This window comes from Hippea jasoniae (genome assembly GCF_000744435.1).
Classification (GTDB): domain Bacteria; phylum Campylobacterota_A; class Desulfurellia; order Desulfurellales; family Hippeaceae; genus Hippea; species Hippea jasoniae.
In genome coordinates this window covers 132097-154850 of the sequence record NZ_JQLX01000014.1, presented here as the reverse complement: position 1 = coordinate 154850, position 22754 = coordinate 132097, and the positions used below count along the sequence as shown (strand labels likewise).

Here is a 22754-nt window from a genome sequence, read left to right as displayed (position 1 = left end):
TTTATGATTTTCTCAACCTGTTTTTTATCTGCATTCAAGGCTTTTACAACATCCCCGCTTCTTAGGGGCTTTTGTGTCTCTTTGAATACTTTAATCACATCTTCACTTTTAACTTCTTTGGCTTCTTCAGGCTCGCCGTTTATTAAAGCTTTAAGTGTCTCTAAAACATCATCAACATGGCCTTTAACCTTTACATTTTTGTAGCTTTTAACAATGTTGAGCTGTGGATCGATAATAAAGGTGCTCCTTATTGTGCCAAAATACTCTTTTCCATAGTTTTTCTTTTTACCCCAGGCACCGTATGCTTCATGCACTTTATGATCTTCATCACTCAAAAGCAGAATATTCAAATTATGTTTTTCTATAAATTTCCTATGCGAAGAAGGTGAATCTTTGCTAATTCCTATGATTACCGCTCCTAATTTTTCAAACTCATCTTTCTTTTCAGAAAACTCTTTAGCCTCTCTTGTACAACCCGATGTGTTGTCTTTGGGGTAGAAGTAAAGCACAATCCATTTGCCCTCAAAATCCTTCAGGCAATGCTCTTTTTCCTGGCTATCAGGCAGACAAAACTCTATAGCCTTTTTCAACTCTGCCATCACAAAACTCCGATTTCTTTATGTTTTGTTTCTATCCATTCTGCAAGCTCATCAAGCTTACTATAATCATCAGCTTTAGGCAGACCCTTGATATAAACAGGTTCATACAATTCAAGCTTTAAGTTTGAAAGATTTGCCTTTAAAACATCGGCGGCTTTGCCACCCCATCCGTATGAGCCGATAATTGCGCCAAATCGTGCTTTAGGTCTTAAAGCATTGGCAAGGTATGCGCCATAAACGGCGTTTGGATGAGCACCAGCAAGCACAATAGGTGATGCAAGCACTATTGTTGCAACATCAACAAGGTCCATCGCAACCTCACCAATATCAGCTGTGGTAAGGTTTCTCATCTTAACATCAACACCTTTGCTCTCAAGGGCATCTGCCAAGTATTCAACCATTTTACGCGTGCTTTCATGCATAGAGACAAAAAGAATCAACGCCATATTAGCAGGTGTTGGATCTATCCACTCTTTGTAAGCATTAATGATATATTCAGGATTGTCAAAAGCAGGTCCATGACTTGGAGCAATGATCTTTATATCTTTCTGCTCTACCTTTTTAATATTCTTTTCAATAAAGTTTCTAAATGGCATCATAATCTCGGCATAGTATCGTTTGGCTTCGTGGTAAACCTTATCGTAATATTTTGCAAATGTGTAGGATGTGGCAACATGAGAGCCAAAGAAATCGCAGCTAAAAAGAATCTTATCTTCAATTAGATAACTGCTCATTGTCTCTGGCCAGTGAACCCACGGTGTCATAATAAACTCAATCGTTTTATCACCCAGAGAAATCGTATCCCCTTCGTCTATAATCGTGAACCTATCCTCAGGTATATGAAGTAGATCCATCTCAAACTGCATGCATTTCTTGTTTGTTATAAGCTTTACCTCAGGAAACATCTCAAGTATCTTTGGTATACAACCTGAATGATCCTGCTCTGCATGATTGGATATAAGATAATCGATCTTTTTAACATTGAGTTGTTTTAAGTTGCTTTCAAGCTCTTCCCATTTAAACGGTTCAACCGTATCAATCAACGCTGTTTTTTCACTGCCAACTACAAGATAGGCGTTATAGCTTGTGCCCTGCGGTGTTTGAACAATTTCATCAAACAATGCCCTATCCCAATCTATGGCACCCACATTGTAAACGCCCTCAGTTAATTTTTTAATCATCTACTACCTCCTCAAACTGGTCTTTTTCAACACCACAAATCGGGCATGTCCAGTCATCGGGCAGATCCTCAAAGGCTGTGCCTGGCTCTATGTCGTTTTCTGAGTCGCCTTTTTCTGGGTCGTAGATATAACCGCAAACCGTGCATCTGTACTTCTTCATCTTTACCTCTCCTTTTTTTAAATTATTTTTATTTTCTTTTTCTTCAATATAAGTAGGAGCTGTTTTGGGTGATTTTCCACCCTTTATTTCGTGATAATAAGCATATGTCATAACCTCTGCATCACTTAATATTTCTGCATCTATAACATCGGCTATAAACAATGTGTGACTGCCCACATCCACACTATCTTTTACTTTTCCTATTAGATAACCAGCGATAGATTGTTTGACAACAGGCACACCACCTTTAATCTCATAATCGATATCCTCAAACTTATCAATCTCTCTACCAGACTTAAAACCAAATCTACCTATAAGACTCAGATCAGCATTTTTTGCAAGAATAGAGACACTAAAAACTCCACTCTCCTTGATAAATTCATGTGTAAGGTTACTTTTGTTAATGCTAATAGCAATCGTGGCAGGATTTGATGTTATCTGAAAAACCGTATTGGCTATCTGACCATTTGGTTTTCTCTCTTTATTTACACTGCTTACAATATACACTCCATATGACAGCTTATGCAATACTTTTGAGTCCATCTTTACTCCTCTTTTTTAAAATTTTTCAATTAATTTTATACTTCTTTAATTCCAAACTGTCAACTTCACCAGCAACCTCCCCTAAAGAAAATTTTTCTCATTTGCAAAATATTATAATCAGTATTTCAAATTTGTCAAGAGATAAATTTTTGATGTCAGAATTTTACTTTATTCCTTTTATAAATTATTCTTTGTTTTTTATTTATTGAAAGAGAATTTAAAAGAGTTTTACAGGCAATAACATTCTAATTCTAAATTTACAAGTGGGAGGTGGAATACTTTCCTTACACATCTTTCACTCTTCAAGATAATCAAAGAGTGTGGGTGTTTTGAGTTTGTGTAGAAAATTTTTGATTTGTTTTTCAGATAATTTTACATATTCCTCGTTTATTTCGTAGCCAACATAATATCTTTCTGTTTTTATAGCAGCTATTGCAGTTTGTCCACTTCCCATAAATGGATCTAAAACAACCTCTCCTTTAAAGGTATATAATTGAATGCATCTGTATGGTAATTCTTCGGGGAATGGTGCAGGATGCCCTATTTTTCTGGCTGAAGCAGCCCGAAAGGTCCATACACTTTTTGTAAACCCTAAAAATTCTTCCTTTGATATTGTACTTTCTCTTTTTTGGGGATTCTCTCTTTTAAAGGTGTCTTTTGAAAAAACAAGGATGTATTCATGAATGTCTCTCAAAGTAGGGTTTTTAGCAGATAACCAGCTACCCCATGCAGTAGATGGACTAGCGCTTGACCCTTTATCCCAGATAATTTCCCCCCTCATAAGAAACCCAATATCTAACATATCTTTAATTATAAAAGCGTGAAGCGGTATATATGGTTTCCTTCCCAGATTAGCAACATTTATACAAACCCTACCGCCAGGGACCAAGACCCTATAAACTTCTTCCCAGACTCTTTTTAAAAACTCTCTATATTCCCTAAAAGAGAGATTTTGGTCGTATTCTTTTCCTACGTTATATGGGGGCGAAGTAACCATCAGATGGACGCTATTATCGGGTAGCTCCTCCATATTTTCGCTACTTTTGCAGAAAATTTTGTTTAGACAATCATTTGGAATAGAGTTCTCTACATACTTGACATTTCTCTCAGTAGGAAAATCATCGTATAACCTACTTGCATAAAATTCACTGGAATCATGATTTATCCTGCCAGGCACTCCGAACTTACTTGTTTTTGTACTTTTTCTTTTTTTATTCATTTTCAATCCCCCGAAGCAGTCTTAAAAATTTCTCTGCTTTTTTCTCGTATGTTGGTTCTTTGTTTGCTATTTCTATAATTCTACCAAGCTCTTTCTTTGGAAGCATGGAAGAAAAGAATTCTTTATCCTCCTTGATTATGCGGCGAAGGTCATCATATAATTCACTAATTTTGTCTATTCTTAAAAATCCTTTTTCGGGAGTGCTTTTAATGTCATTTAGGTTTGGTTTATCCAGAGGATTTGGATTTACTGAATAAAACCTCTGAATAATTCCCGCTTTTTTTAGAAAATCTACCTTGTTGTAATATGTCTTAGTGATTGGTGTGTTCCCTATAATCACAATAGGAATTTTAGAAGACTCATACCCAGAAACCCTTATATTTATGCTTTTTCCAATAGCTTTTAACATTGTATCAGAACGCAATAATCCTGGATTTCCCTGATGCGTTGTATAATCACCTATACATTTTATCTCTCCATTAGTTGGGATATATTCCCAATTCCACACAATGGACATTTTCACTTCTACTAAGAGAAGAATATTTTCGGGTTTCTGTATGCGTTGAGGAGTCTTTACTATTGCCACATCTGCTGCAGAACGCTCACCAATCCCTATTTTCTCACAAACAACATTATGGATAGCATGGGCATCCAATTCTTTTGCAAGTGGAGTTAATAAATCTTTAACCCATTTTTCGGTATAACTTCCAATAAAGGCATTTCTACTTTGTAAAGTAGTTTTCTTTCCTTTGTATTTTTTAGGCCAATATGCTAAATATCGCCCATCCTCTGTCAAATATAACAACTGTTCAGGAGTGGCAATTTCAAGTATTTTTTTAAAGAACTTATATTCTTCACCTTTACTCCATAACATTTTACTCATCACCTATATACGAAAACCTCTTCTTTAGAGCGTAACATTTTTTCTGTTTATAAATTCCATACGTGGTGTCAAGTTGTATTTTGGACCTATTGCGCATTCTAAAGTAAAGTTTAGGTAATGTCAATAAAGCATACCTTGTGTGTCATTGTCCCCATCATTATTTCTTTTGCTCTATCTATCTTTTTATATCGTTTAAAAAGTTGCTCACAATTTTTGCTAATGTATTGACAGAAAAACCTTTTTAAATATCCTTCTAAAAAAAGGAGGTGGTTTATGGATATTTTGATGATTGTTGAAAAGACTGCAAGAGAGCTTGATGAGCGTGGTAGAATACCATTCAGTGCGGTAGACATTCAGGAGCATATTCAAAAAAATTTTAACCGCAATCTGGATTTAAACAGCATAAACCAAGCCATAGAAACCCTGCTTGTTTCAAACCCGAAGCAGGCACCCATTAGAAAATGCCTATATAAAGAGAAAAACGGCGGATATTCATACCTGCATGCCTGCTCATTTGGCGCAGGTTAATTACTTTACATACAACTCAAAGATGTTTATATTGGTATAAAAGCGAGGTTGTAGAATGGAAAATTTTTTGAATATGTTAAAGTTTGACAATCGCGGCTTGATACCGGTCATTGTAGTGGATTTTTACAACAATGAGGTTTTGATGCTTGCTTGGGCAAATAAAGAAGCGGTAAAAAAAACGATAGAAACCGGTTTTGCGCATTATTTTTCCAGATCCCGCCAAAAACTCTGGAAAAAGGGCGAAACAAGCGGTCATACGCAGAAGATAAAGCGAATTCTGTTTGATTGCGATGAGGATACCCTGATGTATGTTGTTGAACAAAAAGGCGCTGCATGCCACACAAACCACAGAAGCTGCTTTTTCAGGGAATATTACCGCGGCTCAATCAGAGAAATAGCCCCTGTGATCGAGGGTGATGATATAATTTACGATCTTGAAGAAAAGCATGATATTTTAAGAAAAATCTACAATCTTTTACTTGAAAGAAAACAAACACTACCGCAAAACTCATACACAGCAACCCTATTTAAGACAGGCGATGATAAAATCTTAAAAAAGGTGGCAGAGGAGACTGCTGAGGTTATAATAGCTGCAAAAAACAACGAAAAAAGCGAGATAGTATATGAAGCTGCTGATTTAATATTTCACCTGCTTGTTTTATTTGCACAAAAAGAGCTACCACCTGAGGCAGTATTGGAGGAACTCTCACGAAGATTTGGCATATCAGGGAAGTTTGAGAAAGAAACAAGACAATGAAAATAGCCTTTGTGCTTGATGAAATCTGGGATAGCGCTCTTACAAGCTATTCTCTTAGAATTGCACAGAATCTAAAAAAACACACAGCCGTTTTAGTTGGTGTTGAAAACAGTTATGTCGCAAAAAAATTCAAACACATCCACACCATCAAAGCACTGAGAAACAAAAATCCATTTAAAACATTTTCTGGTTTTAACTCACTAAAAGAAACACTCAAAAACATAAATCCTGAAGTAGTTGTTACAATAAGAGGGGATGCAACCCTGCTTGCCTGCCTGTTAAAAAAGACACTGAATTTTCAAGTGTATCGCATCTTTGGTGAGCAAAAAACACTCAAAACGCCAGCAGGCTGTATCGATAAATTAATTCTTCCATGTAACTACCTAAAAAGCTTTATTCTCAGAGCAATTGCAGAAAAAACCGTTGTTTTTCAACACTTCTATAACCCTGTATTTTTTTACTCCCAGGAGGGTGGTAAAAAAGCAAAAGAGCGACTTGGGCTTGATGGCTATTTTGTATTTGGTGCTGTGGGAAGATTCGATAGGGTCAAAGGTTTTGATATGCTTATAAGAGCCTTTGCAAAGGCTGATATACACAATGCGTTTCTTGTAATAATAGGCAGAGAGGAGGGAATAAAAACCACTCAACTTAAAGCTATTGCAAAGCAAAATAATATTGAAGATAGAATTATAATAATTGACACAAAAAGAACCGATATAAACGAAATAGTAAACGGATTTGATGTGGGAGTTATAAGCAGCATAGATAGTGAGGTGATTCCACGCGTGTTTTTTGAATTCTTACAAACAGCCAAACCCATAATAACCACGGATGTTGGATGCTTAAAAGAGGTGGCAAAGCCATCCTTTAGCATCGTGGTCCCACCTGATGAGAATAGCCTTGCAGATGCCATAAAAAGGATGGCTTTAAAAGCTAATGAACTAAAAGAAATGTCAACTGCTGCAATAAATGAATCTAATCAATATCGGCTCGATGTAGACTCACTGTTTAATTGAGATCAAAAACTTTTCAAACTGACCCTTTTGAGCCATCTCCACAGCCCTGCTGCCTATCACAACACCATCTGCATAACTGCAGGCTTTCTTTATATGCTCCTTTGTCTTGATGCCAAAACCCACAACAACACCGTGCCTTGCACCCTTTAAAAATTTTAACCTCTCTATGCTATCTTCATCTAAGCCAAACTCACCGCCTGTTGTGCCCCTTATTGAAACAAAATAGATAAAATCATTTGTTTTTTGTTTAATCTTTTTTAATGTCTCAAAGCTGCTCTCTGGTGTTGTAAAATACACAAAGCCTGTATCGAACTTATCAAAAACAGCTTTAAATCTTTCTGATTCTACAAACGGCACATCTGCAATAATCACACCATCGATAAACCTGTAGCGTTGCGCAAAAGTTTCTATACCGCAGCCAAAAACAAGATTTGCATAGGTCATGATATAAAGCCTGCCATCAAAAATCTCTCTTGATTTTTTTATCGATTCAAAAAAATCATTAGCTGAATATCTCTTTAATGCCTCATTTGATGCCTTCTCTATTATAGCTCCATCTGCCACAGGATCTGAAAACGGCAAACCTATCTCTAAAAAATCTATCCCATAGCGCTCGCACATCTTTACATTTTCTATAAAACTATCCTTATCTGGATAGTTGCAAACAAGATATATGCCAATTTTACACATCTATCTCCTCCAGATCTTCAATAATACCCAGATCCTTATCGCCCCTGCCTGAAAGATTTATAATCACCGTTTGATTCTTAAATCTATCAGCATTTTTAACAAGCCAACCTAAAGCATGAGAGCTCTCAAGTGCAGGTATGATTCCCTCAAGCCTGCTTAAAAGTCTAAAGGCTTCCAAAGCCTCATTATCAAAACAAACGCCGTATTCCACTCTGTCTGTATCCTTAAAAAAACTATGCATCGGCCCCACACCGGGATAGTCAAGACCTGCTGCAATTGAGTGAACATCTGCCACCTGACAATCGCTATTCTGCAAAAGATAACTTAGACAGCCATGCAGAATTCCTGCCCTGCCTTTGGTTAATGTAGCTGAGTGCAATCCTTCTTTTAAGCCTTTTCCACCTGCCTCAACACCCACGAGTTTGACTTCTCTATGTTTTACAAAATTATTAAAGATCCCCATTGCGTTGCTTCCACCACCCACGCAGGCAATAACAGCATCAGGCAACCTGCCAATAAAATTCTTAATCTGCCTTTTTGCCTCCTTTGATATAACCGATTGAAAGTATGTCACAATTTCGGGAAATGGATAAGGCCCGACAACAGAACCAATCAAATAATGGGTGGTTTTGACATTTTTGACCCAATCCCTTAAAGCCTCGTTAATGGCGCTCTTCAGTGTTTTTGAGCCTTTTTTAACCACTTCAACCTCAGCGCCCAAAAGCTTCATTCTCAAAAGGTTATGCTTCTGTCTTTTCGCATCAATCTCACCCATATAGATTTTGCAGTTCATTCCAAACAAAGCAGCTGCCGTTGCTGTTGCCACACCGTGCTGACCTGCACCTGTTTCTGCTATTATGCGATTTTTGCCCATAAAACGGGCAAGCACAATCTGACCCAGTGTGTTGTTTATCTTATGAGCCCCGCTGTGGAGCAGATCCTCCCTTTTTAAAAAAACTGTTACACCCAAATGCCTGCTTAAATGACTGGCAAAATATAACGGTGTTGGCCTGCCAGCATAGTTTTTAAGGTAGTAATTGAGATCTTTTATAGCCTCTTTGTTTTTTTTAAATGCTTTGAACGCATCTTCAAGCTCATCAAGCGCTCTTATTAATGTCTCAGAAACAAATCGACCACCGTATTGACCATAGTAACCCTTCATTGTTCACCTCTAACAGCCTTCATAAATTCTTCCATTTTTTTAAAACTCTTTTTAGATGGATACTCTTCAATTGAGCTTACAAGATCAACACCAAAAACACCCATTTCTTTGAGCTTTAAAACATTTTGAGCGTTTATGCCTCCTGCAACAAAAAGCCTGTCTTTAAAATCAACATCATCAAGCAAATCCCAGTTAAAACTTTTCCCTGCCCCGCCAAAAGAGTCCACATAACAATCAAACAGAATAAATCCATCCTTTTTAACATCAGGCAGTTTATCTTTAATGCGATAAACCCTGATAGCATTAGGCAAATCAAAATCCTCATAAACCTGTGCAAAATCAAGCATGCAATAATTCATAATATCAACAATCTCATCTTTTGACTGCCCAACAAAAACACCAACCGTCTTTACTTTTGTATGAAGCCTTGACAGGATCTGTTTTACCTTTTCTGGCTCAACAAAACGCTTGCTTTTCTTAAAAAAAACAAAACCCACAAAATCCACACCCAGTTTGGCAGCAAAACCAACATCCTCAAGGTTAGTCATTCCGCAAAATTTAACCCTCATCCTAAAAACTCCCTGAATTTCTCTTCAACATCGCCTTCAAGCAAAGCCTCACCTATTAAAAATCCATCTGCAGAAGTTCCAAAAAATTCTATATCCTTTTTTGTTTTAATGCCGCTTTCTGCAACCTTAATGCATTCAAAATCTACATTCTTAAGAATGGTTTTTGCCCTTTTTAGGCTTATCGAAAGACTATCCAAGTCTCTACTGTTTATGCCAACAACAGCAGGCTTTAGCGGCTTTATCCTTTTAAGTTCATCAAGAGAATGCACCTCAACAAGCACCTCAAGACCCAATTGTATTGCATAATCGTAAAGCTCAAGCAGTTTTTCATTATCGAGAATCCTCACAATGAGCAAAATAATATCTGCACCGCAGCTATAGGCTTTATCGATCTGCTTTTTATCGATAAAAAAATCCTTGGCAAGTATGGGCAGGTTAACGCCAGAAAGCTTTTCTAAAAGCTCAAAACCACCGCCAAAAAATCTATCATCTGTTAAAACACTGATGCCTTTTGCATATTTCTGATATATATTTGCAACATAAAAAGGGTCGATTTTAAACGCTCCAAAAGAAGGCGATGACTGTTTAATTTCTGCAATGATATTAACCTGACCCGCTTTAAAGAAATCCTTTAGCCTAAAAATGGGCCTATTGCGTTTTTTATCGATAGTTAAGTGATTTATTTGCTCTCTCTTGTATTGTAATATCTGCTCAAGCAGCCTCATCTTTCATCCTCAGACTCAAAAGTTTTTCAAGGGCTTTACCTTTTGTAATCGCCTCTTTTGCAACTCTAAAGCCTTCCTCAACAGACTCGGCCACACCTGCAACAAACAGGGCAAAAGCAGCATTGAGGGCTATTGCGTCTGCTAATTTTTCATGTTTCCCTTCAAATGTTTCAATAAGCAGCTTTGCGTTTGTTTTTGCATCAAAACCCTTTATATCTTCAAGGCTTCCCGATATATTTAACTCCTCTGGGTCAAATACAAGCATTTCTTCAACATCGTTTTTCCTTATCAAGCACTTTGTCTTTGAGGCTATGCTTATCTCATCAAGTCCGTCAAAGGAGCTTACCATGCATACATTTTTCATACCTATTATCCTTGTTGCATCAAACATCCTTGCCAGAAATTCCCTGCTAAAAACGCCTATAAGCTGTGATGTTGCTTCAAACGGATTTAGAAGTGGTCCAATGAGATTGAATATCGTTCTTCTCTTTAATTGTTTTCTAACCTCTGCCACAGCTCCAACGGCAGGATGATAAACAGGGGCAAACAGAAAAACAAAATCGTTGCGCTTTAAAAACTCTAAAGCTTCATCGGGTTTCAATTGAGTAGGAATGCCAAGCTCATTAAGCAGGTCTGCTGAGCCGCTTTTTGATGTAATAGCCCTGTTGCCGTGCTTTGCAACCTTTACAAACAGACTGCAAACAATAGCAGAAGCCGTAGATATATTGAAAGTTGATTTGCCATCGCCACCTGTGCCACATGTATCAAGCAAATTAAACCCCGTATTGACCAGTAAAGCATGGGATTTTAAGCAACTTACAGCCGCTGCAATCTCCTCTGCTGTTTCACCTTTATCGGCAAGTAAACTCAAAAATTCTGCAACATCCTCAGACTTTGCTTTTTGAGAAACAATCTCCTCAAATGCGGTTTTAGCCTCATCAAAATCAAGATTCTCATTAAGTTTTAGTTTTCCAATAGCCTCAGTCAACATGACAAACCCCCTTTATAAAATTTTTTACTATTTGCAGCCCGAACTGTGTTGTATAGGATTCCGGATGAAACTGGACGCCGTAGATTTTTAGATTACTATTTTCTATGGCCATAGTTTCATTATCACTCAAAGAGATTGCTGTTTTGCTAAACCCATCCCCAGAACCATCAACAACAAACGAATGGTAGCGTGTAGCATCAAATGTTTCATTTATGCCCTCAAAAATCACGCTATTTTCAATAATCTGTATTTTATCAACCCTGCCGTGCATAACTGTTTTTGCCCTTCTTATTGAAAATCCATAAACAAAACCTATAACCTGCATACCCAGACAGACGCCAAAGATCGGCAACCTGCCACCAAAAAATTCAACAGCATCCACACTAAGCATTGCATTTTTTGGATGAGAAGGGCCGGGTGAGATAACTATAGCCTTCAAATCGCTGATGTTTTTTAATAGGCTTAAGCTTTCAGTATTCTTTAAAACCCGTATTTGCTCAAAAAAGCCTAAATATGAATAGAGGTTAAAGGTAAAAGAATCATAATTGTCTATCAAAACTATCATCAACACCTCCTGCTCTTAAAAGAGCCTTTAGCTTATTTATAGTTTCTAAATATTCACTCTCTGGATTACTGTAAGCCACAATGCCTGCACCAGCCTGAAGCCTTGCTATGCCACCCTCAAAAATGGCCGTTCTGATTGTAATGGCTAAATCGGCATTTCCATCAAAACCCACATAACCGATGCAACCGCCATATGCCTGGCGGGGTTTTGTTTCAATCTCATCGATAAATTCAATCGCTCTAACCTTTGGAGCACCGCTTAATGTACCTGCAGGAAAGCTACTTGCAATTACATCGTTAAGCGATAAATCATCCCTGATATCTGCTTCAACATTCGAGACAATGTGGATAACATGAGAATAAACCTCAGGTTTCATAAATGATGTAACAGATACACTGCCAATTGGTGCAATCCTTGCAAGGTCGTTTCGTGCAAGGTCAACAAGCATGATATGCTCTGCCCTTTCTTTGGCATCCTCAAGCAGTTGTTGTTTGATTTTTTGAATGTCGTCTGTTTTTGGTTTTGTGCCTGCTATGGGTCTGATTGTTGCAACATTGTTTCTTATGCGCAGGTGTATCTCAGGTGATGAGCCCACAAGTTTTAAATCCCTGTTTTTAAAATAAAACATATATGGCGATGGATTAATGCGGCGCAATTTCCTGTAAAAATCAAACGGATCTATACCGCTAAAGCTTAAAAAATTACTCAAAACAACCTGCAGAGCCTCACCGTTGTTTAGCTGATCAACAATGTATGCAACATGCTTGACAAACTCATCTTTTGAAAACATAAAATCCTCTAAGGTTGCTTTCTGTTGTTTTGCTGTATAGCCGTTTTTTAATGTCTTTATCTTTTGCAGAAATTTAAAGAAGGTGTTTTTGAATTCGATAAAATTCTCATTAATCGGCTTATTTTTATCAAAAAAATAGCAAACAGCTGCATAGAGCCTGTTTGTATAGTTATCATACACCAAAAACCTATCAACCTTAAAAAACACGCCATACGACGATGGCTTTTTAGTAAGAGGTTTCCTCAACAGACCAAAAAGCTCCACTGCCTCAAAGCCATACCAGCCAACCCATCCCCCAGAAAAATCACCCAAATTGGCAGTTTTAAAGAGTCTGTAGCTGTTAAACGACATCTGAGAACCTGAAACAGGCAGAATATCTTCGGGATCAAATCCAAGAAACGAAAACCTGCTGTAGGTTTTATCCTCTTTGGCTGACTCAAGCAGAAACAGATTGTCATGGTCAAGCAGCCTGGCAAGTATGGAGACAGGAGTATCAAGATCACCCTCAATCTCCTCATAATCCACAATGCCATCAAAACCTTCATCAAATGCCAAAGAAAAACGATCAAAATCAACCATAAACACCTCCCAAAACAAAAAAGCCGCCTTCAGGCAGCCAGCAGGTCCACCCGAAGACGGCTTAGCCAAATAAAAAAGCCGCCTGCCTGAAGGATCTGCTGGCCACCCCGCCAACCGACCTTCAAACAGACGGCCAAAAATACAAAGGCAGGGTAGCTACCTCATGCTACCCCACCACCAGCTATTGCGTTCTATAACAACATTCAAACCAGCTCTTTGACTCATCGTGTCTTTATTATCAAATAATTTTGCAGAAGTCAAGAATACCAACCTTTTTTCTGTTTAAGTCTATAGCTTTTTCCTGATTGAGTATATGGCTGCGGCAGATCTCAAATCAGAAACTACTGAATTAGATGGTTAACTATCTATTATATTTGAAGAGAGGCTTGCATGATAGAATTTACACAGTTTAGGGGACAGTCCCACTAAATTTGCTAAACTTTCTCTGATAAATTCAGATTATCTAAAAAACTAACATATATATCTTTAATCCTTTGAAAAATTTCTTCACTCAGCCTCTGATCATATAAATGAGAGCTAAGGTTTCTATCTTCTAATATATCAAGGATTATTTCATCATCGTCTATTATGTTTGCTTTGAAAGCTTCCTTTATGCAATTTCTTGGTGAATAACAATCGATGCCCTGAAATTGCAACATAGTTTTTAATGTTTTCCATAGCAGCTCTGTGGTAAACTCAAATCTCTGGATAACGCCATCTTTATCAAGATCATCTTTTGCATGGTTCACAGCCTCTTTTAGTCTATTTAAGGCTTTTTCAAATGTATTTATTTTTAGCAAAACCTCACTTTTTTTCATATAACACCCTGCCCTCCTTTAGAATAATGTTTTTAAAATCCTCATTAATATCTGTTAGAAAAACTAAATCAATATCGTATAACCCACTTGCCTTATCAATCTGTTCTTTTAACTTCCTTTTTTCTCTAAAATTTAGCTTTAAATCAACAGCAATATCTATGTCTGAGTTTTTTCTATTGTATCCCTTTGCCCTTGATCCAAAAAGTATAATTTTGTCGGGATTATAACTCTTTATAATCTCCGCAATTCTTTTAATATATTTTTGAGCTTTGTCTTCTTTTGTCCGCATTTTTTCCATTGTAGTTTAAACGGGTAGAAAACGCAATAGTTTTGCCATGTTAAGCAGGATGGTGTTGGGTGTTTCTCTGCTTTGTTCTTGGTAAAAAAGAATAAAAAAATAAGCTAAAAACGATAAGCTCGTTTAACTCAAACATATCATTTTCTTAACGCCTATCTGCTTGAATTTTTAGGAGCAGTTGAGTGAGACTTGGAAATATTAAAATTATAGGTATGTTAAAATAAAATGCAGAATTTAATCATCTATTTTTAAGAACAACCCCCGTTTATAACGCCGTGAATATTTGTATCTTCCTTTATAACTTCAGGGTTATCGCAGGTATTTGTACAAATAGTTGCTCCGTTGCTGTTGTTGTGATTCATTAAACCAGAACATCTGTTTTTTGGACAAAACACAATAATTTTTCCACAGGTTCCATTATCTCTCTCAAATGTAATTTTCAGCGGAATATCAACCTTCAAATCGCCGTTTGCATCAATTGAAATTGTATCGTTATCTGGTGAATATGAGCATTTTATAGAACCAGTGCCAGAGTAACCTGTTGCATCACATACACCATTTGGAAACTTTTCCTCATCTGCCACTATGTTTTCAGCCCATGTTTTAGCTGTATTAAGATTTGTTTGAATTTTTGTATATGCTGCGTTTGCTCTATATTTGTTGTATTGGGGAATAGCGATAATGGCCAGAATGGCCATTATCGCTATAACAACAAGAAGCTCTATAAGTGTTATACCGTTACTACATGCAATTTTCATTTAATGTGGCATAAATAAGTGGAATTATCAAAATCTTCTATGTTACCAACTGTTCCTGATATTTTGCATCCAAACTTATATCCTCCCATATCGTAATTAGATTTTACACCCACGTAATCCTCTATATTCACTGTTGTTCCATTGTCAATTTTCAAGATGACTCGACCATCACTACTGCCGTCATTTAATACTATTTCATCTGCCCAACCTGGTTTTTTAATATTAACTTTATCACAGACAGTAGAACCTTCATTTGTGCCATCATATGTATAGGCCTCTAGATAATTGTTACTGTATTTTACTACAAACATAGTTGCACTTGAACAACTTGGATTTTGACCTGCTGTAGTAGCCAATGAAACTGCTTGAGTTGCTATAGATTTAGTAAACTCTTGCACATTACTCAACATTGCATTTGCCCTGTATTTGTTGTACTGCGGAATTGCTATGGCTGCTAAAATTGCAATAATTGCAATTACCACAAGCAGCTCAATGAGTGTAAAACCCTTTTGCTCCTTCACCTTTTCTCTCATCTGACTAACCATTTAAACCTCCTTTTTTCTTTTTTTGTTAAACTCAAACACTACAAAACCCTCCACAAATGCCAACCTTTTGACTTAAAATTGTATTTATTCTTTTCTCACCTCCCCTTTTTTTAAATTACATCTAATTTAATTTATACCACAAAACAGCAAAATGTCAAGTTGATTATATAATTGTGTTATATTTTTCAGGCATCACTCAATTTGCGTATAGAAATTCAAACAGATAGGCGTTAAGAAAATGATATGTTTGAGTGAAACGAGTTTATCATTTTTAGCCTATCTGTGCAGAATTTTAGCAAATTTAGTTTTAGCCTATTTTTTGGTTCTTTTTTATCAAGAAAAAAGAACAAAGATAAACAGAGTATTGAGATAAAAAAACCTACTGGTTTTGGTAGCTAACTAAAATCGATGCTTTAAAATCAACTTCTTTCTTAATTTTTGACTGACCAAAAGCCAGGCAAGTAACAGCTGTTTAAAAATCAACATTGAAATATACAGGTCGATTTAATGAGATATACCTTATCAGTATGGAGTTTAGTAAGAAAAAGAGAAATATTGTGGGTTTTGAGGTAGAAAAGGTAAAAAATAGTTCTTTTTTCTAAGTATTGCTATTCTTCAAATTTCTTTTGTCTTTAAGCAATCAAAAACGCAAGTCAATTTTCCTTATCGGTTCGTGGTTTTGTGTTTATTTTTTGTCCAGCTTGACTTTAAATTCAACAAGTATATAATTAGGCAGATTGAAAAAGAAGAAAAGTTAATAGGATTTGGTTATTTACTTTAATTTATTAGGCTTTAGCGGAGGTTAGCTATGATCTCGTTGAATAGAAGGAACTTTCTAAAACTCTCTTCGCTGGTTGGTGGTGGGCTGCTCTTTTTTAGACCGTCTGCAAAAGCCGGCCTCTACACCCCTCACTACAAAAAACCCAAAGGCACGATCAAGTATTACCCAAACATCTGTAGCTTCTGCTCAACAGCATGCGACATCAAGGTAAGAACAAGGGTTGATGGTGACTTTAAAAAACCTCAGAAAATCGACGGAAATAATCTATCAACACTAAACAGGGGTAGAATATGTGCAAGGGGTCAGGCTGGTATCAGAACGGTTTATAACCCTGACAGAATTAAATATCCTTTGATTAGGGTTGAAGGCTCAAAAAGAGGCGAGTGGAAATTTAGAAAAGCCACATGGAAAGAGGTTGAAGAATACATAAAGAAAAAAATCCAGGAAAACAATGTTCAACCTCATGAGTTTGCTATTTTGGCAGGTCAGAGAGCATGTGCCTATGAAAAACTTGGCGTTTTTGCATTCATGGCATCAATCGGGAGTCCCAATGTTATAGGTTCCCCAATGCAACAGTGCGTCATGTCAGAGCATGCAGGTGCTGATGTAACAGTTGGTACAATGATAACCCATGACGAGCTATTAGTAGACATGGATAATACAAAGGTTATGCTCATCGTGGGCAGCAATGCAGCTATTGCAGGTATTTCAACATCAAGAGCTGTTAGATTTGCAAAGGGTAGAAAAAACGGTATGAAGGTAATAGCCCTTGACCCGAGACTCAGCGAAACAGCAGCAAAAGCAGACAAATGGATCCCCATCAAACCCGGATCAAACCTGCCATTTTTGATGGCAGTTATCAGACTAATCATTAAAAATGAATGGTATGAAGATGAATTCTTGCGCAGACATACAAACGCTCCTTTCCTAATCTTTGAAGAAAACGGCACAGTTGAGGCATTTGGTCAAAATACAGATCCACATCAACTTCCATTTGCTCAAAAATACTATGTTTATGATGAAATCTCAAAACAGGTTGTTGAGGTTGATGGCTTCACAAACGATAACATAGGAAACAGACCTATAAAACCAGCTCTATTTGCTCCCAAAGGACTAACATTCCAGGGTAAACCGGCAAAAACAGCTTTTGATTATCTCTGGGAAACAGTTAGACATGCAACACCCCAGTGGGCTGCAAAATACTGTGGTATTGATCCTAAAGATATAGAAGAAACAGCATACATGCTGGGCACCATTAGACCAGCAACAGTACATCCCGGATGGATGGATGGAAGATACGAAGATGTTGTCCAGCAAAGAAAAGCTGCTGCAATTATCAATGTGCTTGTTGGTGGCATCGATAAAGACGGTGGTTGGCTATATTCTGCAGAAGATAGAGAAGGCATTGAGAAATTTTACGAAGCATACAAGTCTGGCAAACTCAACAATCCAATGTCTTTAATGATGGCAACGGCAATGGCTCCAGGTTTATTGGGCGTTATTGGTAAACTTGAGGGTATGATGTATTCCGGCCAATTTCCTCTATTTAGAAATTATCCTCATTTCACTCGCGCATACTTCGATTATCTTAAAAAACAGGGTAAAAAAGGCATACCTTTCTCATTGTTTACAAACGCGGGATTTCAAGAAGCTGTTGAAGGAAAACTTTCCTGGAACGGCAAACCATATCAAATCAAGTTTGCCTATGTTTATTCAACCAATCCTCTAAAAGATTATTATGGATATCAAACATGGGTAAAAACATTCACCAATCCAAATCTCAAACTACTTGTTGTAAATGAGATCCTGCCATCCGATATGGCGAAATTTGCCGATGTTATTTTACCTGATAAAACATATCTTGAGAAATACAGCGGTATCTGGGCTGATGGTCCAAATACGGATCTTGCATTGAGAACGAGATTTCCAAGTGTCAGCCAGATCGGTGATACAAAGGGTGGTGATGAAGTATTCTGCATGATCTCAAATGCAATGGCTGGCAAACGCGGTGGAGACTATGGTTCTGCTGCAATGATTGTAAGCCAGTTTACTGGCTGGGATATGGGAAAAACAATGCAGGAACTCGCACTTGCATGGAAAGGCAAAAAACCGATGTACAAAGCATTTAGAGATGCAGGCCTGCATTCTGTAAGTAAAAAACTTCACATGACACCCGAACAACTTGAAAAAACGTTGGAAGAAAAAGGCGTTTTAATACTAAAGAGAAAAGAAGAACTGCTTGAAGAAGCTGGCATGCCCTATAAACTGCCCGTTCCAACTTTCTCAGGAAGGGTAGAGATTTACTCAACGCTACTTGCACACTTCAACCATGAATATGGAGTAGATCCGCACTGGCATCCAATACTGACATTTATTCCATTTGAATATAGAAAAGGTGCTCCAAGAGACTTCAAGCCAACCGGAAACGAATTCTTCTTCACATTTGGAAAAGTACCTGAGATGACATACCTTACAACAGCAGACAATCCTCTGCTACATTCACTTGTTACAAGGCATGCTGCAGAAAATTATGGTTTCTGGATGCATCCTAAAGCCGCTGTAAGATTAGGCTTAAAAGAGGGAGACAAAATCGAGGTAGAAAACACTGTTTCAGGTCAAAAAATAACATCGTTTGTTCATATAACTGAACAGGTTAGAGAAGATACAATCTACACAATGAGCGACTTTGGTCTTGACAACCCAAGACTCACATACGCATCAGGCAAAGGTGTAGATTTAGGTAAAATAATTCCATATAGATTGGGGCCTGTTACTGCTGCAGCGTTGAGCTGTCAGTTTACAGTAAAGGTCAGAAAAATATAAGATCGGAGGATAGAAAATGGCCAGATATGGAATGGTGATGGATGTAACAGCCTGCCTGGGGTGCAGAGCCTGTATGGCAGCTTGCTCCCAGTGGAATCAAACCCCGTTCTGGGCTGAGGATTTTAAAGGGAAATGGAGAACGCGAGTCACAGAATTAGAAGATGGAAAATTCCCTGAAGTAAAGAAAACATTTTTCCCTACAATATGTATGCATTGTGTAAACCCACCCTGTCATTCGGTTTGTCCAACAGGAGCAACCTATATAAACAAGGACGGCATCGTATTGATAGATTATGATCTATGTCTGGGTTGTGGCTACTGCATTGAGGCATGCCCATACGATGCACGATACGAATACGAAAAAGAAGACCTGGAAAAGGATGAATACTACTTTGGTGAGGATGCACGACATCATCAGGTTCATGTTGATAAATGCACCTTCTGCGTTGATAGATTAGAAGAAGGTATTGAGCCTTCATGTTCTGCAACATGTGTGGGACATGCAAGAATTTTTGGCGATTTAGATGATCCAAATAGTGAAGCAGCCCAGCTTGTAAACAGCGGTAAAGCCAAACCTCTTGGTGAATATATGGGTTGCAAACCAAAGGTTTATTACATTAAGTAAGGAGGTAAAAAATGGATTTAGTACAACAGCATACATGGGGATGGTTTATCGCCACCTACCTGTTTTTTGGTGGATTGGGTGGTGCAACAGTAGCTTTGGGTATACTGGGTGATTTAAGATTCAAGATGGGCAAATGGTTTGGTATAGGAACCACAGCCTTAGGCCTTGCTATATTGAGCTTTGGATTAATCTGGTTAGTTTTAGATCTCATCAACCCTCTAAGATTTTTGCTTGCCTTCTGGGTAAAAGGTATAGCCCATTCATGGATAGCCCGCGGTATGGTAATTATAAATGGAGCATATATTTTTGGCGTACTTTACATGATTGCAGCATTTCTTGAAAAAGACAAATTAAAAAAATGGATGGGTTATCCAGCAATGTTTTTTAATTTCGGAGTAACAACCTATACGGGTTTATTACTCAACGCAAATGTTGGTATACCATTCTGGCATACACCTGCTTTACCAGTTCTTTTCACCGTTAGTGCATTCTCAACAGGATGTGCGCTGCTTATGTGGGTATTGGCTGGCTTAAAATCACATGAAGCCGACCACTTCTTCCACTTTATAGAGGGATTTGATATCTTTTTGATATCATTAGAATTGCTAATCATCTTTGCTTACTTTGATTTTGCAAGACTCGGAAATGCAGCTGTTATGGCATCTGCTCAATTGTTATTACACAATCCACTATTTACAATCGGTTTTGTTGCTCTCGGTCTTGTTACGCCGCTTATTCTTGAGGCTTATGCCTCGACAAAAGAACAATCAAAAGGACTTGCAGTATTTGCCTCTTTACTTGTCCTTGTAGGCGGATTCCTTTTAAGGTATCTGATTGTATGGGCTGGGGTCTTCCAGTATCCACACGGCCTTGCTGGCTAAACAACAATCATTCAAGTCCAGTATCTTTTTGTGGGGTACTGGACTTTTTTTTCTTTTTTAATATAATTAAGTCAGATGCGGATGTAGCTCAGGTGGTAGAGCGCAAGCTTCCCAAGCTTGATGTCGCGGGTTCGAGTCCCGTCATCCGCTCCATTTTTTCCTTGACTATCTAAGTTATATAAGATATTCTTAGGCAGCAATCTTTTAAGAAAGGCATTATTAAAAAATGGGAGAGTTACAGAAAGTCTTAATAGTATGCGATGATGTTTTTTTTACTGACATCATGTGCATAATCTTTAAAAAAATCAATTATGAAACAGAAATTGTTGACAACCCAAAAGATGCAGTTGAAAAGATTGAAAAAATAAATTTTCATGTGGTGGTAATTGGTAGCAACAAAGGTTCTGTTGTAAAATCGAAGTTAGCAGAAATACTATATAACAAAGCCAAAGTAAAGCCTATAGCAGTGCTAATATTTAAAGACCCAGGTGAAATAGTGCCTGAGGATTCATACATAATTTCATTTTTAAAACCTAACTTCCACACGCAAATTATAAAAACATTGGAGAGATTGGGGCTGGAAGCAAAACTCAAGATAAAAACATCAAACTTCAAAGCAGAGGATTTTGTTAAATCTGCAACATTTACCACAACTCAAATAGACGCATTCTTTAAAAACTTAAAAGGCAACCAGAAATTTATTATCAAAGCCAATTCAGATAGCATAATAGGTTTTACAATGGGAACTGACCTTTACATCCTTGAGTCCACATTTGCCGATCCCTACTCTATTTTTGAGTATCTAAACATAGAGGTGGCGATAGAGCCATTAAATATCAGTGAATTTTTATCATTACCAATAGATAGCAAAACATTTAAAATAAATTTAAGGGATTTTATTATAAAAGCCGTAGAAAAAATAAACAACAAAGACATATTGGATAAAATTATCCCTTTAGGTAACTATACGATTAATATAAAGGCTCCAAAATATATCATTAGCCAAATTGAATTAATAGCAAAAAATATCGCAATGGATGAAACGATAAACGGCAAAACAATTGATGAGCTTACCGATAACAAAAACGACATAGAAAAACTAAAGGCTGTTGCATGCATGTATCTGTTAAACATGGTGGAATTTGAAGAAGTTAAGAAGTCTCAAAAATATGATGTTAAAATAAAAAAGAGTTTCTTAAGAAAAATCATTGATAAGATAAGGGGTTTGTAATGGTATTTAAAATAATTGTCACGGGAAGTTTTAATTCAGGAAAAACAGAATTTATCAAACAGATTAGCGAAATAGAACCCATAACAACAGATAAACCGGTTAGTGAAAAGGAACTAAAAGAAATAAAGGCTTTAACAACTGTTGCTATGGATTTTGGTAGATTAACGGTAAGTGAAGATATAGTAATCCATCTTTATGCAACACCAGGTCAGGAAAGATTTGATTTTGTATATCCGCTACTTGTTAAAAACGCATTGGCTTTAATAATCTTAGCTGACATCACAGATGAAAACTCAATCAAATCTATACCCGTATATTATAGAAAATTTTACAACCTCAAAAGATTGCCCACTGTAGTAGCCTTAACAAAGGTAGATCTTGATAATCATGTTCCTGAGGAGTTAATACAGGAAACCCTCTCTGCAGTGCCATCAAATGTACCAATTGTTAGAATAAACGCTACAAATAAAGAAGAAGTCAAGGACACAGTTCTGCTTGCCTTGGAGCAACTTGAAGAAGAGGAAGATGAAGAGATAATTTGAAAATCAGTAAATTATTCTCTTAGTTGGCTTACTTATTCTTGACAAAAAACATCTCGCCCACTATTATTAAGCACGCAATCAAAAATTCAGGAGGTTAAAATGGCAGAAGTACAGCTCACTCAAAGCAATTGGGAAAGCGAGGTAATAAACTCCGATATTCCCGTGCTTGTAGATTTCTGGGCTCCGTGGTGCGGGCCATGTAGAATGGTCGCACCAGTTGTAGCAGAATTAGCAGAAGAATATGCTGGGAAGCTCAAGGTTGGCAAACTCAATACAGATGAAGAACCAGAAATTGCCGTAAGATACGGCATAATGAGCATTCCAACATTGATGATATTCAAAAACGGTGAGGTTGTTGACCAGATAATCGGTGCCGTCCCAAAAGAGTATATCGAAGAAAAACTAAAACAGATCTTATAATAAACCCACCCTAAACCCTCCTTGTGAGGGTTTTTTCTTGACAATTTTTTTAGTTTATGATAGCGATTTTCTACT

24 protein-coding genes, 1 tRNA gene and 1 pseudogene are annotated in these 22754 nt (G+C 37.2%); 10 read left to right on the top strand and 16 right to left on the bottom strand.

Annotated elements, in window-relative coordinates:
• Positions 1-140 precede the first annotated feature (140 nt).
• The 5 genes and pseudogenes from bcp to EK17_RS06860 all read right to left on the bottom strand — a co-directional run.
• Positions 141-599 (bottom strand): annotated as a pseudogene (bcp, locus tag EK17_RS06880) (thioredoxin-dependent thiol peroxidase); the annotation flags it as partial.
• Complete coding sequence (locus EK17_RS06875) at positions 599-1780, bottom strand: FprA family A-type flavoprotein (protein WP_035588977.1); 1182 nt, start codon at positions 1778-1780, stop codon at positions 599-601. The pseudogene bcp and the gene EK17_RS06875, both read right to left, overlap by 1 nt.
• On the bottom strand, positions 1773-2483 hold the full coding sequence (gene rd, locus EK17_RS09575; RefSeq protein WP_035588975.1) for a rubredoxin: 711 nt from the start codon (positions 2481-2483) through the stop codon (positions 1773-1775). The genes EK17_RS06875 and rd overlap by 8 nt, the downstream gene beginning before the upstream one ends.
• A gap of 295 nt (positions 2484-2778) precedes the next feature.
• Positions 2779-3702, bottom strand: coding sequence for a DNA-methyltransferase (locus EK17_RS06865; protein ID WP_035588973.1), 924 nt, complete (start codon positions 3700-3702; stop codon positions 2779-2781).
• On the bottom strand, positions 3695-4585 hold the full coding sequence (locus tag EK17_RS06860; RefSeq protein ID WP_035588969.1) for a hypothetical protein: 891 nt from the start codon (positions 4583-4585) through the stop codon (positions 3695-3697). Before EK17_RS06860 ends, EK17_RS06865 begins: the two co-directional genes overlap by 8 nt.
• Before the next feature lie 273 nt (positions 4586-4858).
• Between EK17_RS06860 and EK17_RS06855 the strand changes: the two genes are divergently transcribed.
• Genes EK17_RS06855 through EK17_RS06845 form a run of 3 tightly spaced genes read left to right on the top strand, consistent with a single transcriptional unit; the run spans position 4859 to position 6886 of the window.
• Positions 4859-5113 carry a hypothetical protein gene (locus EK17_RS06855; protein ID WP_035588967.1) on the top strand — a complete coding sequence of 85 codons (255 nt, stop codon included), beginning with the start codon at positions 4859-4861 and terminating at the stop codon, positions 5111-5113.
• 55 nt (positions 5114-5168) lie between these two features.
• Entirely contained in the window at positions 5169-5870 is a 702-nt protein-coding gene (hisIE, locus tag EK17_RS06850; protein ID WP_035588964.1) for a bifunctional phosphoribosyl-AMP cyclohydrolase/phosphoribosyl-ATP diphosphatase HisIE, read from the top strand.
• Positions 5867-6886 carry a glycosyltransferase gene (locus tag EK17_RS06845; protein WP_035588961.1) on the top strand — a complete coding sequence of 340 codons (1020 nt, stop codon included), beginning with the start codon at positions 5867-5869 and terminating at the stop codon, positions 6884-6886. Before hisIE ends, EK17_RS06845 begins: the two co-directional genes overlap by 4 nt.
• On the opposite strand, the gene trpA is transcribed toward EK17_RS06845, so the two are convergent.
• From trpA to EK17_RS09545, 11 genes are all read right to left on the bottom strand, one after another.
• Positions 6872-7576: a tryptophan synthase subunit alpha gene (gene trpA / locus EK17_RS06840; RefSeq protein ID WP_051904496.1), complete on the bottom strand. Its 705-nt coding sequence runs from the start codon at positions 7574-7576 to the stop codon at positions 6872-6874. The two genes, EK17_RS06845 and trpA, sit on opposite strands and share 15 nt — an antisense overlap.
• Complete coding sequence (gene trpB / locus EK17_RS06835; protein ID WP_035588959.1) at positions 7569-8738, bottom strand: tryptophan synthase subunit beta; 1170 nt, start codon at positions 8736-8738, stop codon at positions 7569-7571. Before trpB ends, trpA begins: the two co-directional genes overlap by 8 nt.
• A complete protein-coding gene (locus tag EK17_RS06830) occupies positions 8735-9307 on the bottom strand; it encodes a phosphoribosylanthranilate isomerase (protein WP_035588956.1) in 573 nt (190 codons plus the stop codon). The genes trpB and EK17_RS06830 overlap by 4 nt, the downstream gene beginning before the upstream one ends.
• Complete coding sequence (locus EK17_RS06825; protein ID WP_035588954.1) at positions 9304-10032, bottom strand: indole-3-glycerol phosphate synthase TrpC; 729 nt, start codon at positions 10030-10032, stop codon at positions 9304-9306. The genes EK17_RS06830 and EK17_RS06825 overlap by 4 nt, the downstream gene beginning before the upstream one ends.
• The gene (gene trpD, locus EK17_RS06820) at positions 10019-11023 is read right to left on the bottom strand and encodes an anthranilate phosphoribosyltransferase (RefSeq protein ID WP_035588952.1); all 1005 of its coding nucleotides are present in this window, start codon (positions 11021-11023) and stop codon (positions 10019-10021) included. Before trpD ends, EK17_RS06825 begins: the two co-directional genes overlap by 14 nt.
• Entirely contained in the window at positions 11013-11588 is a 576-nt protein-coding gene (locus EK17_RS06815; RefSeq protein WP_035588950.1) for an anthranilate synthase component II, read from the bottom strand. Before EK17_RS06815 ends, trpD begins: the two co-directional genes overlap by 11 nt.
• Entirely contained in the window at positions 11563-12957 is a 1395-nt protein-coding gene (locus EK17_RS06810; protein WP_035589090.1) for an anthranilate synthase component I family protein, read from the bottom strand. Before EK17_RS06810 ends, EK17_RS06815 begins: the two co-directional genes overlap by 26 nt.
• A 434-nt stretch (positions 12958-13391) precedes the next feature.
• A complete protein-coding gene (locus EK17_RS06805) occupies positions 13392-13775 on the bottom strand; it encodes an HI0074 family nucleotidyltransferase substrate-binding subunit (RefSeq protein ID WP_035588947.1) in 384 nt (127 codons plus the stop codon).
• The gene (gene mntA / locus EK17_RS06800) at positions 13762-14073 is read right to left on the bottom strand and encodes a type VII toxin-antitoxin system MntA family adenylyltransferase antitoxin (protein ID WP_198018161.1); all 312 of its coding nucleotides are present in this window, start codon (positions 14071-14073) and stop codon (positions 13762-13764) included. The genes EK17_RS06805 and mntA overlap by 14 nt, the downstream gene beginning before the upstream one ends.
• 248 nt (positions 14074-14321) lie before the next feature.
• Positions 14322-14831 carry a prepilin-type N-terminal cleavage/methylation domain-containing protein gene (locus EK17_RS09280; protein WP_084675110.1) on the bottom strand — a complete coding sequence of 170 codons (510 nt, stop codon included), beginning with the start codon at positions 14829-14831 and terminating at the stop codon, positions 14322-14324.
• Entirely contained in the window at positions 14828-15352 is a 525-nt protein-coding gene (locus EK17_RS09545; RefSeq protein WP_084675114.1) for a prepilin-type N-terminal cleavage/methylation domain-containing protein, read from the bottom strand. The genes EK17_RS09280 and EK17_RS09545 overlap by 4 nt, the downstream gene beginning before the upstream one ends.
• 832 nt (positions 15353-16184) lie before the next feature.
• Between EK17_RS09545 and EK17_RS06785 the strand changes: the two genes are divergently transcribed.
• The 7 genes from EK17_RS06785 to trxA all read left to right on the top strand — a co-directional run bounded on the left by EK17_RS06785 (position 16185) and on the right by trxA (position 22679).
• Positions 16185-18980, top strand: coding sequence for a molybdopterin-dependent oxidoreductase (locus EK17_RS06785; RefSeq protein ID WP_035588941.1), 2796 nt, complete (start codon positions 16185-16187; stop codon positions 18978-18980).
• A 16-nt stretch (positions 18981-18996) separates the two neighbouring features.
• Positions 18997-19605: a 4Fe-4S dicluster domain-containing protein gene (locus EK17_RS06780; RefSeq protein ID WP_035588938.1), complete on the top strand. Its 609-nt coding sequence runs from the start codon at positions 18997-18999 to the stop codon at positions 19603-19605.
• A gap of 11 nt (positions 19606-19616) precedes the next feature.
• Positions 19617-20486, top strand: coding sequence for an NrfD/PsrC family molybdoenzyme membrane anchor subunit (gene nrfD / locus EK17_RS09090; protein ID WP_051904494.1), 870 nt, complete (start codon positions 19617-19619; stop codon positions 20484-20486).
• A gap of 77 nt (positions 20487-20563) precedes the next feature.
• A tRNA-Gly gene (locus EK17_RS06770) sits at positions 20564-20639 on the top strand.
• A gap of 73 nt (positions 20640-20712) precedes the next feature.
• The gene (locus tag EK17_RS06765) at positions 20713-21717 is read left to right on the top strand and encodes a response regulator (protein ID WP_035588936.1); all 1005 of its coding nucleotides are present in this window, start codon (positions 20713-20715) and stop codon (positions 21715-21717) included.
• Positions 21717-22259: a GTP-binding protein gene (locus EK17_RS06760; protein WP_035588934.1), complete on the top strand. Its 543-nt coding sequence runs from the start codon at positions 21717-21719 to the stop codon at positions 22257-22259. Before EK17_RS06765 ends, EK17_RS06760 begins: the two co-directional genes overlap by 1 nt.
• A gap of 99 nt (positions 22260-22358) precedes the next feature.
• Positions 22359-22679 carry a thioredoxin gene (trxA, locus tag EK17_RS06755; RefSeq protein ID WP_035588932.1) on the top strand — a complete coding sequence of 107 codons (321 nt, stop codon included), beginning with the start codon at positions 22359-22361 and terminating at the stop codon, positions 22677-22679.
• Positions 22680-22754 lie beyond the last annotated feature (75 nt).

Bases quoted from the DNA above. Each gene is read 5' to 3' on its own strand.
- EK17_RS06780 (WP_035588938.1), top strand. From the start codon at position 18,997: ATGGCCAGATATGGAATGGTGATGGATGTAACAGCCTGCCTGGGGTGC.
- EK17_RS06810 (WP_035589090.1), bottom strand. From the start codon at position 12,957: ATGGTTGATTTTGATCGTTTTTCTTTGGCATTTGATGAAGGTTTTGAT.
- EK17_RS09280 (WP_084675110.1), bottom strand. From the start codon at position 14,831: ATGAAAATTGCATGTAGTAACGGTATAACACTTATAGAGCTTCTTGTT.
- EK17_RS06785 (WP_035588941.1), top strand. From the start codon at position 16,185: ATGATCTCGTTGAATAGAAGGAACTTTCTAAAACTCTCTTCGCTGGTT.
- mntA (WP_198018161.1), bottom strand. From the start codon at position 14,073: ATGGAAAAAATGCGGACAAAAGAAGACAAAGCTCAAAAATATATTAAA.
- trpD (WP_035588952.1), bottom strand. From the start codon at position 11,023: ATGTTGACTGAGGCTATTGGAAAACTAAAACTTAATGAGAATCTTGAT.
- EK17_RS06765 (WP_035588936.1), top strand. From the start codon at position 20,713: ATGGGAGAGTTACAGAAAGTCTTAATAGTATGCGATGATGTTTTTTTT.
- EK17_RS06865 (WP_035588973.1), bottom strand. From the start codon at position 3,702: ATGAATAAAAAAAGAAAAAGTACAAAAACAAGTAAGTTCGGAGTGCCT.
- trpB (WP_035588959.1), bottom strand. From the start codon at position 8,738: ATGAAGGGTTACTATGGTCAATACGGTGGTCGATTTGTTTCTGAGACA.
- nrfD (WP_051904494.1), top strand. From the start codon at position 19,617: ATGGATTTAGTACAACAGCATACATGGGGATGGTTTATCGCCACCTAC.
- EK17_RS06805 (WP_035588947.1), bottom strand. From the start codon at position 13,775: ATGAAAAAAAGTGAGGTTTTGCTAAAAATAAATACATTTGAAAAAGCC.
- EK17_RS06845 (WP_035588961.1), top strand. From the start codon at position 5,867: ATGAAAATAGCCTTTGTGCTTGATGAAATCTGGGATAGCGCTCTTACA.
- EK17_RS06860 (WP_035588969.1), bottom strand. From the start codon at position 4,585: ATGAGTAAAATGTTATGGAGTAAAGGTGAAGAATATAAGTTCTTTAAA.
- rd (WP_035588975.1), bottom strand. From the start codon at position 2,483: ATGGACTCAAAAGTATTGCATAAGCTGTCATATGGAGTGTATATTGTA.
- trpA (WP_051904496.1), bottom strand. From the start codon at position 7,576: ATGTGTAAAATTGGCATATATCTTGTTTGCAACTATCCAGATAAGGAT.
- EK17_RS06875 (WP_035588977.1), bottom strand. From the start codon at position 1,780: ATGATTAAAAAATTAACTGAGGGCGTTTACAATGTGGGTGCCATAGAT.
- EK17_RS06830 (WP_035588956.1), bottom strand. From the start codon at position 9,307: ATGAGGGTTAAATTTTGCGGAATGACTAACCTTGAGGATGTTGGTTTT.
- EK17_RS06855 (WP_035588967.1), top strand. From the start codon at position 4,859: ATGGATATTTTGATGATTGTTGAAAAGACTGCAAGAGAGCTTGATGAG.
- EK17_RS06825 (WP_035588954.1), bottom strand. From the start codon at position 10,032: ATGAGGCTGCTTGAGCAGATATTACAATACAAGAGAGAGCAAATAAAT.
- EK17_RS06760 (WP_035588934.1), top strand. From the start codon at position 21,717: ATGGTATTTAAAATAATTGTCACGGGAAGTTTTAATTCAGGAAAAACA.
- trxA (WP_035588932.1), top strand. From the start codon at position 22,359: ATGGCAGAAGTACAGCTCACTCAAAGCAATTGGGAAAGCGAGGTAATA.
- hisIE (WP_035588964.1), top strand. From the start codon at position 5,169: ATGGAAAATTTTTTGAATATGTTAAAGTTTGACAATCGCGGCTTGATA.
- EK17_RS06815 (WP_035588950.1), bottom strand. From the start codon at position 11,588: ATGATAGTTTTGATAGACAATTATGATTCTTTTACCTTTAACCTCTAT.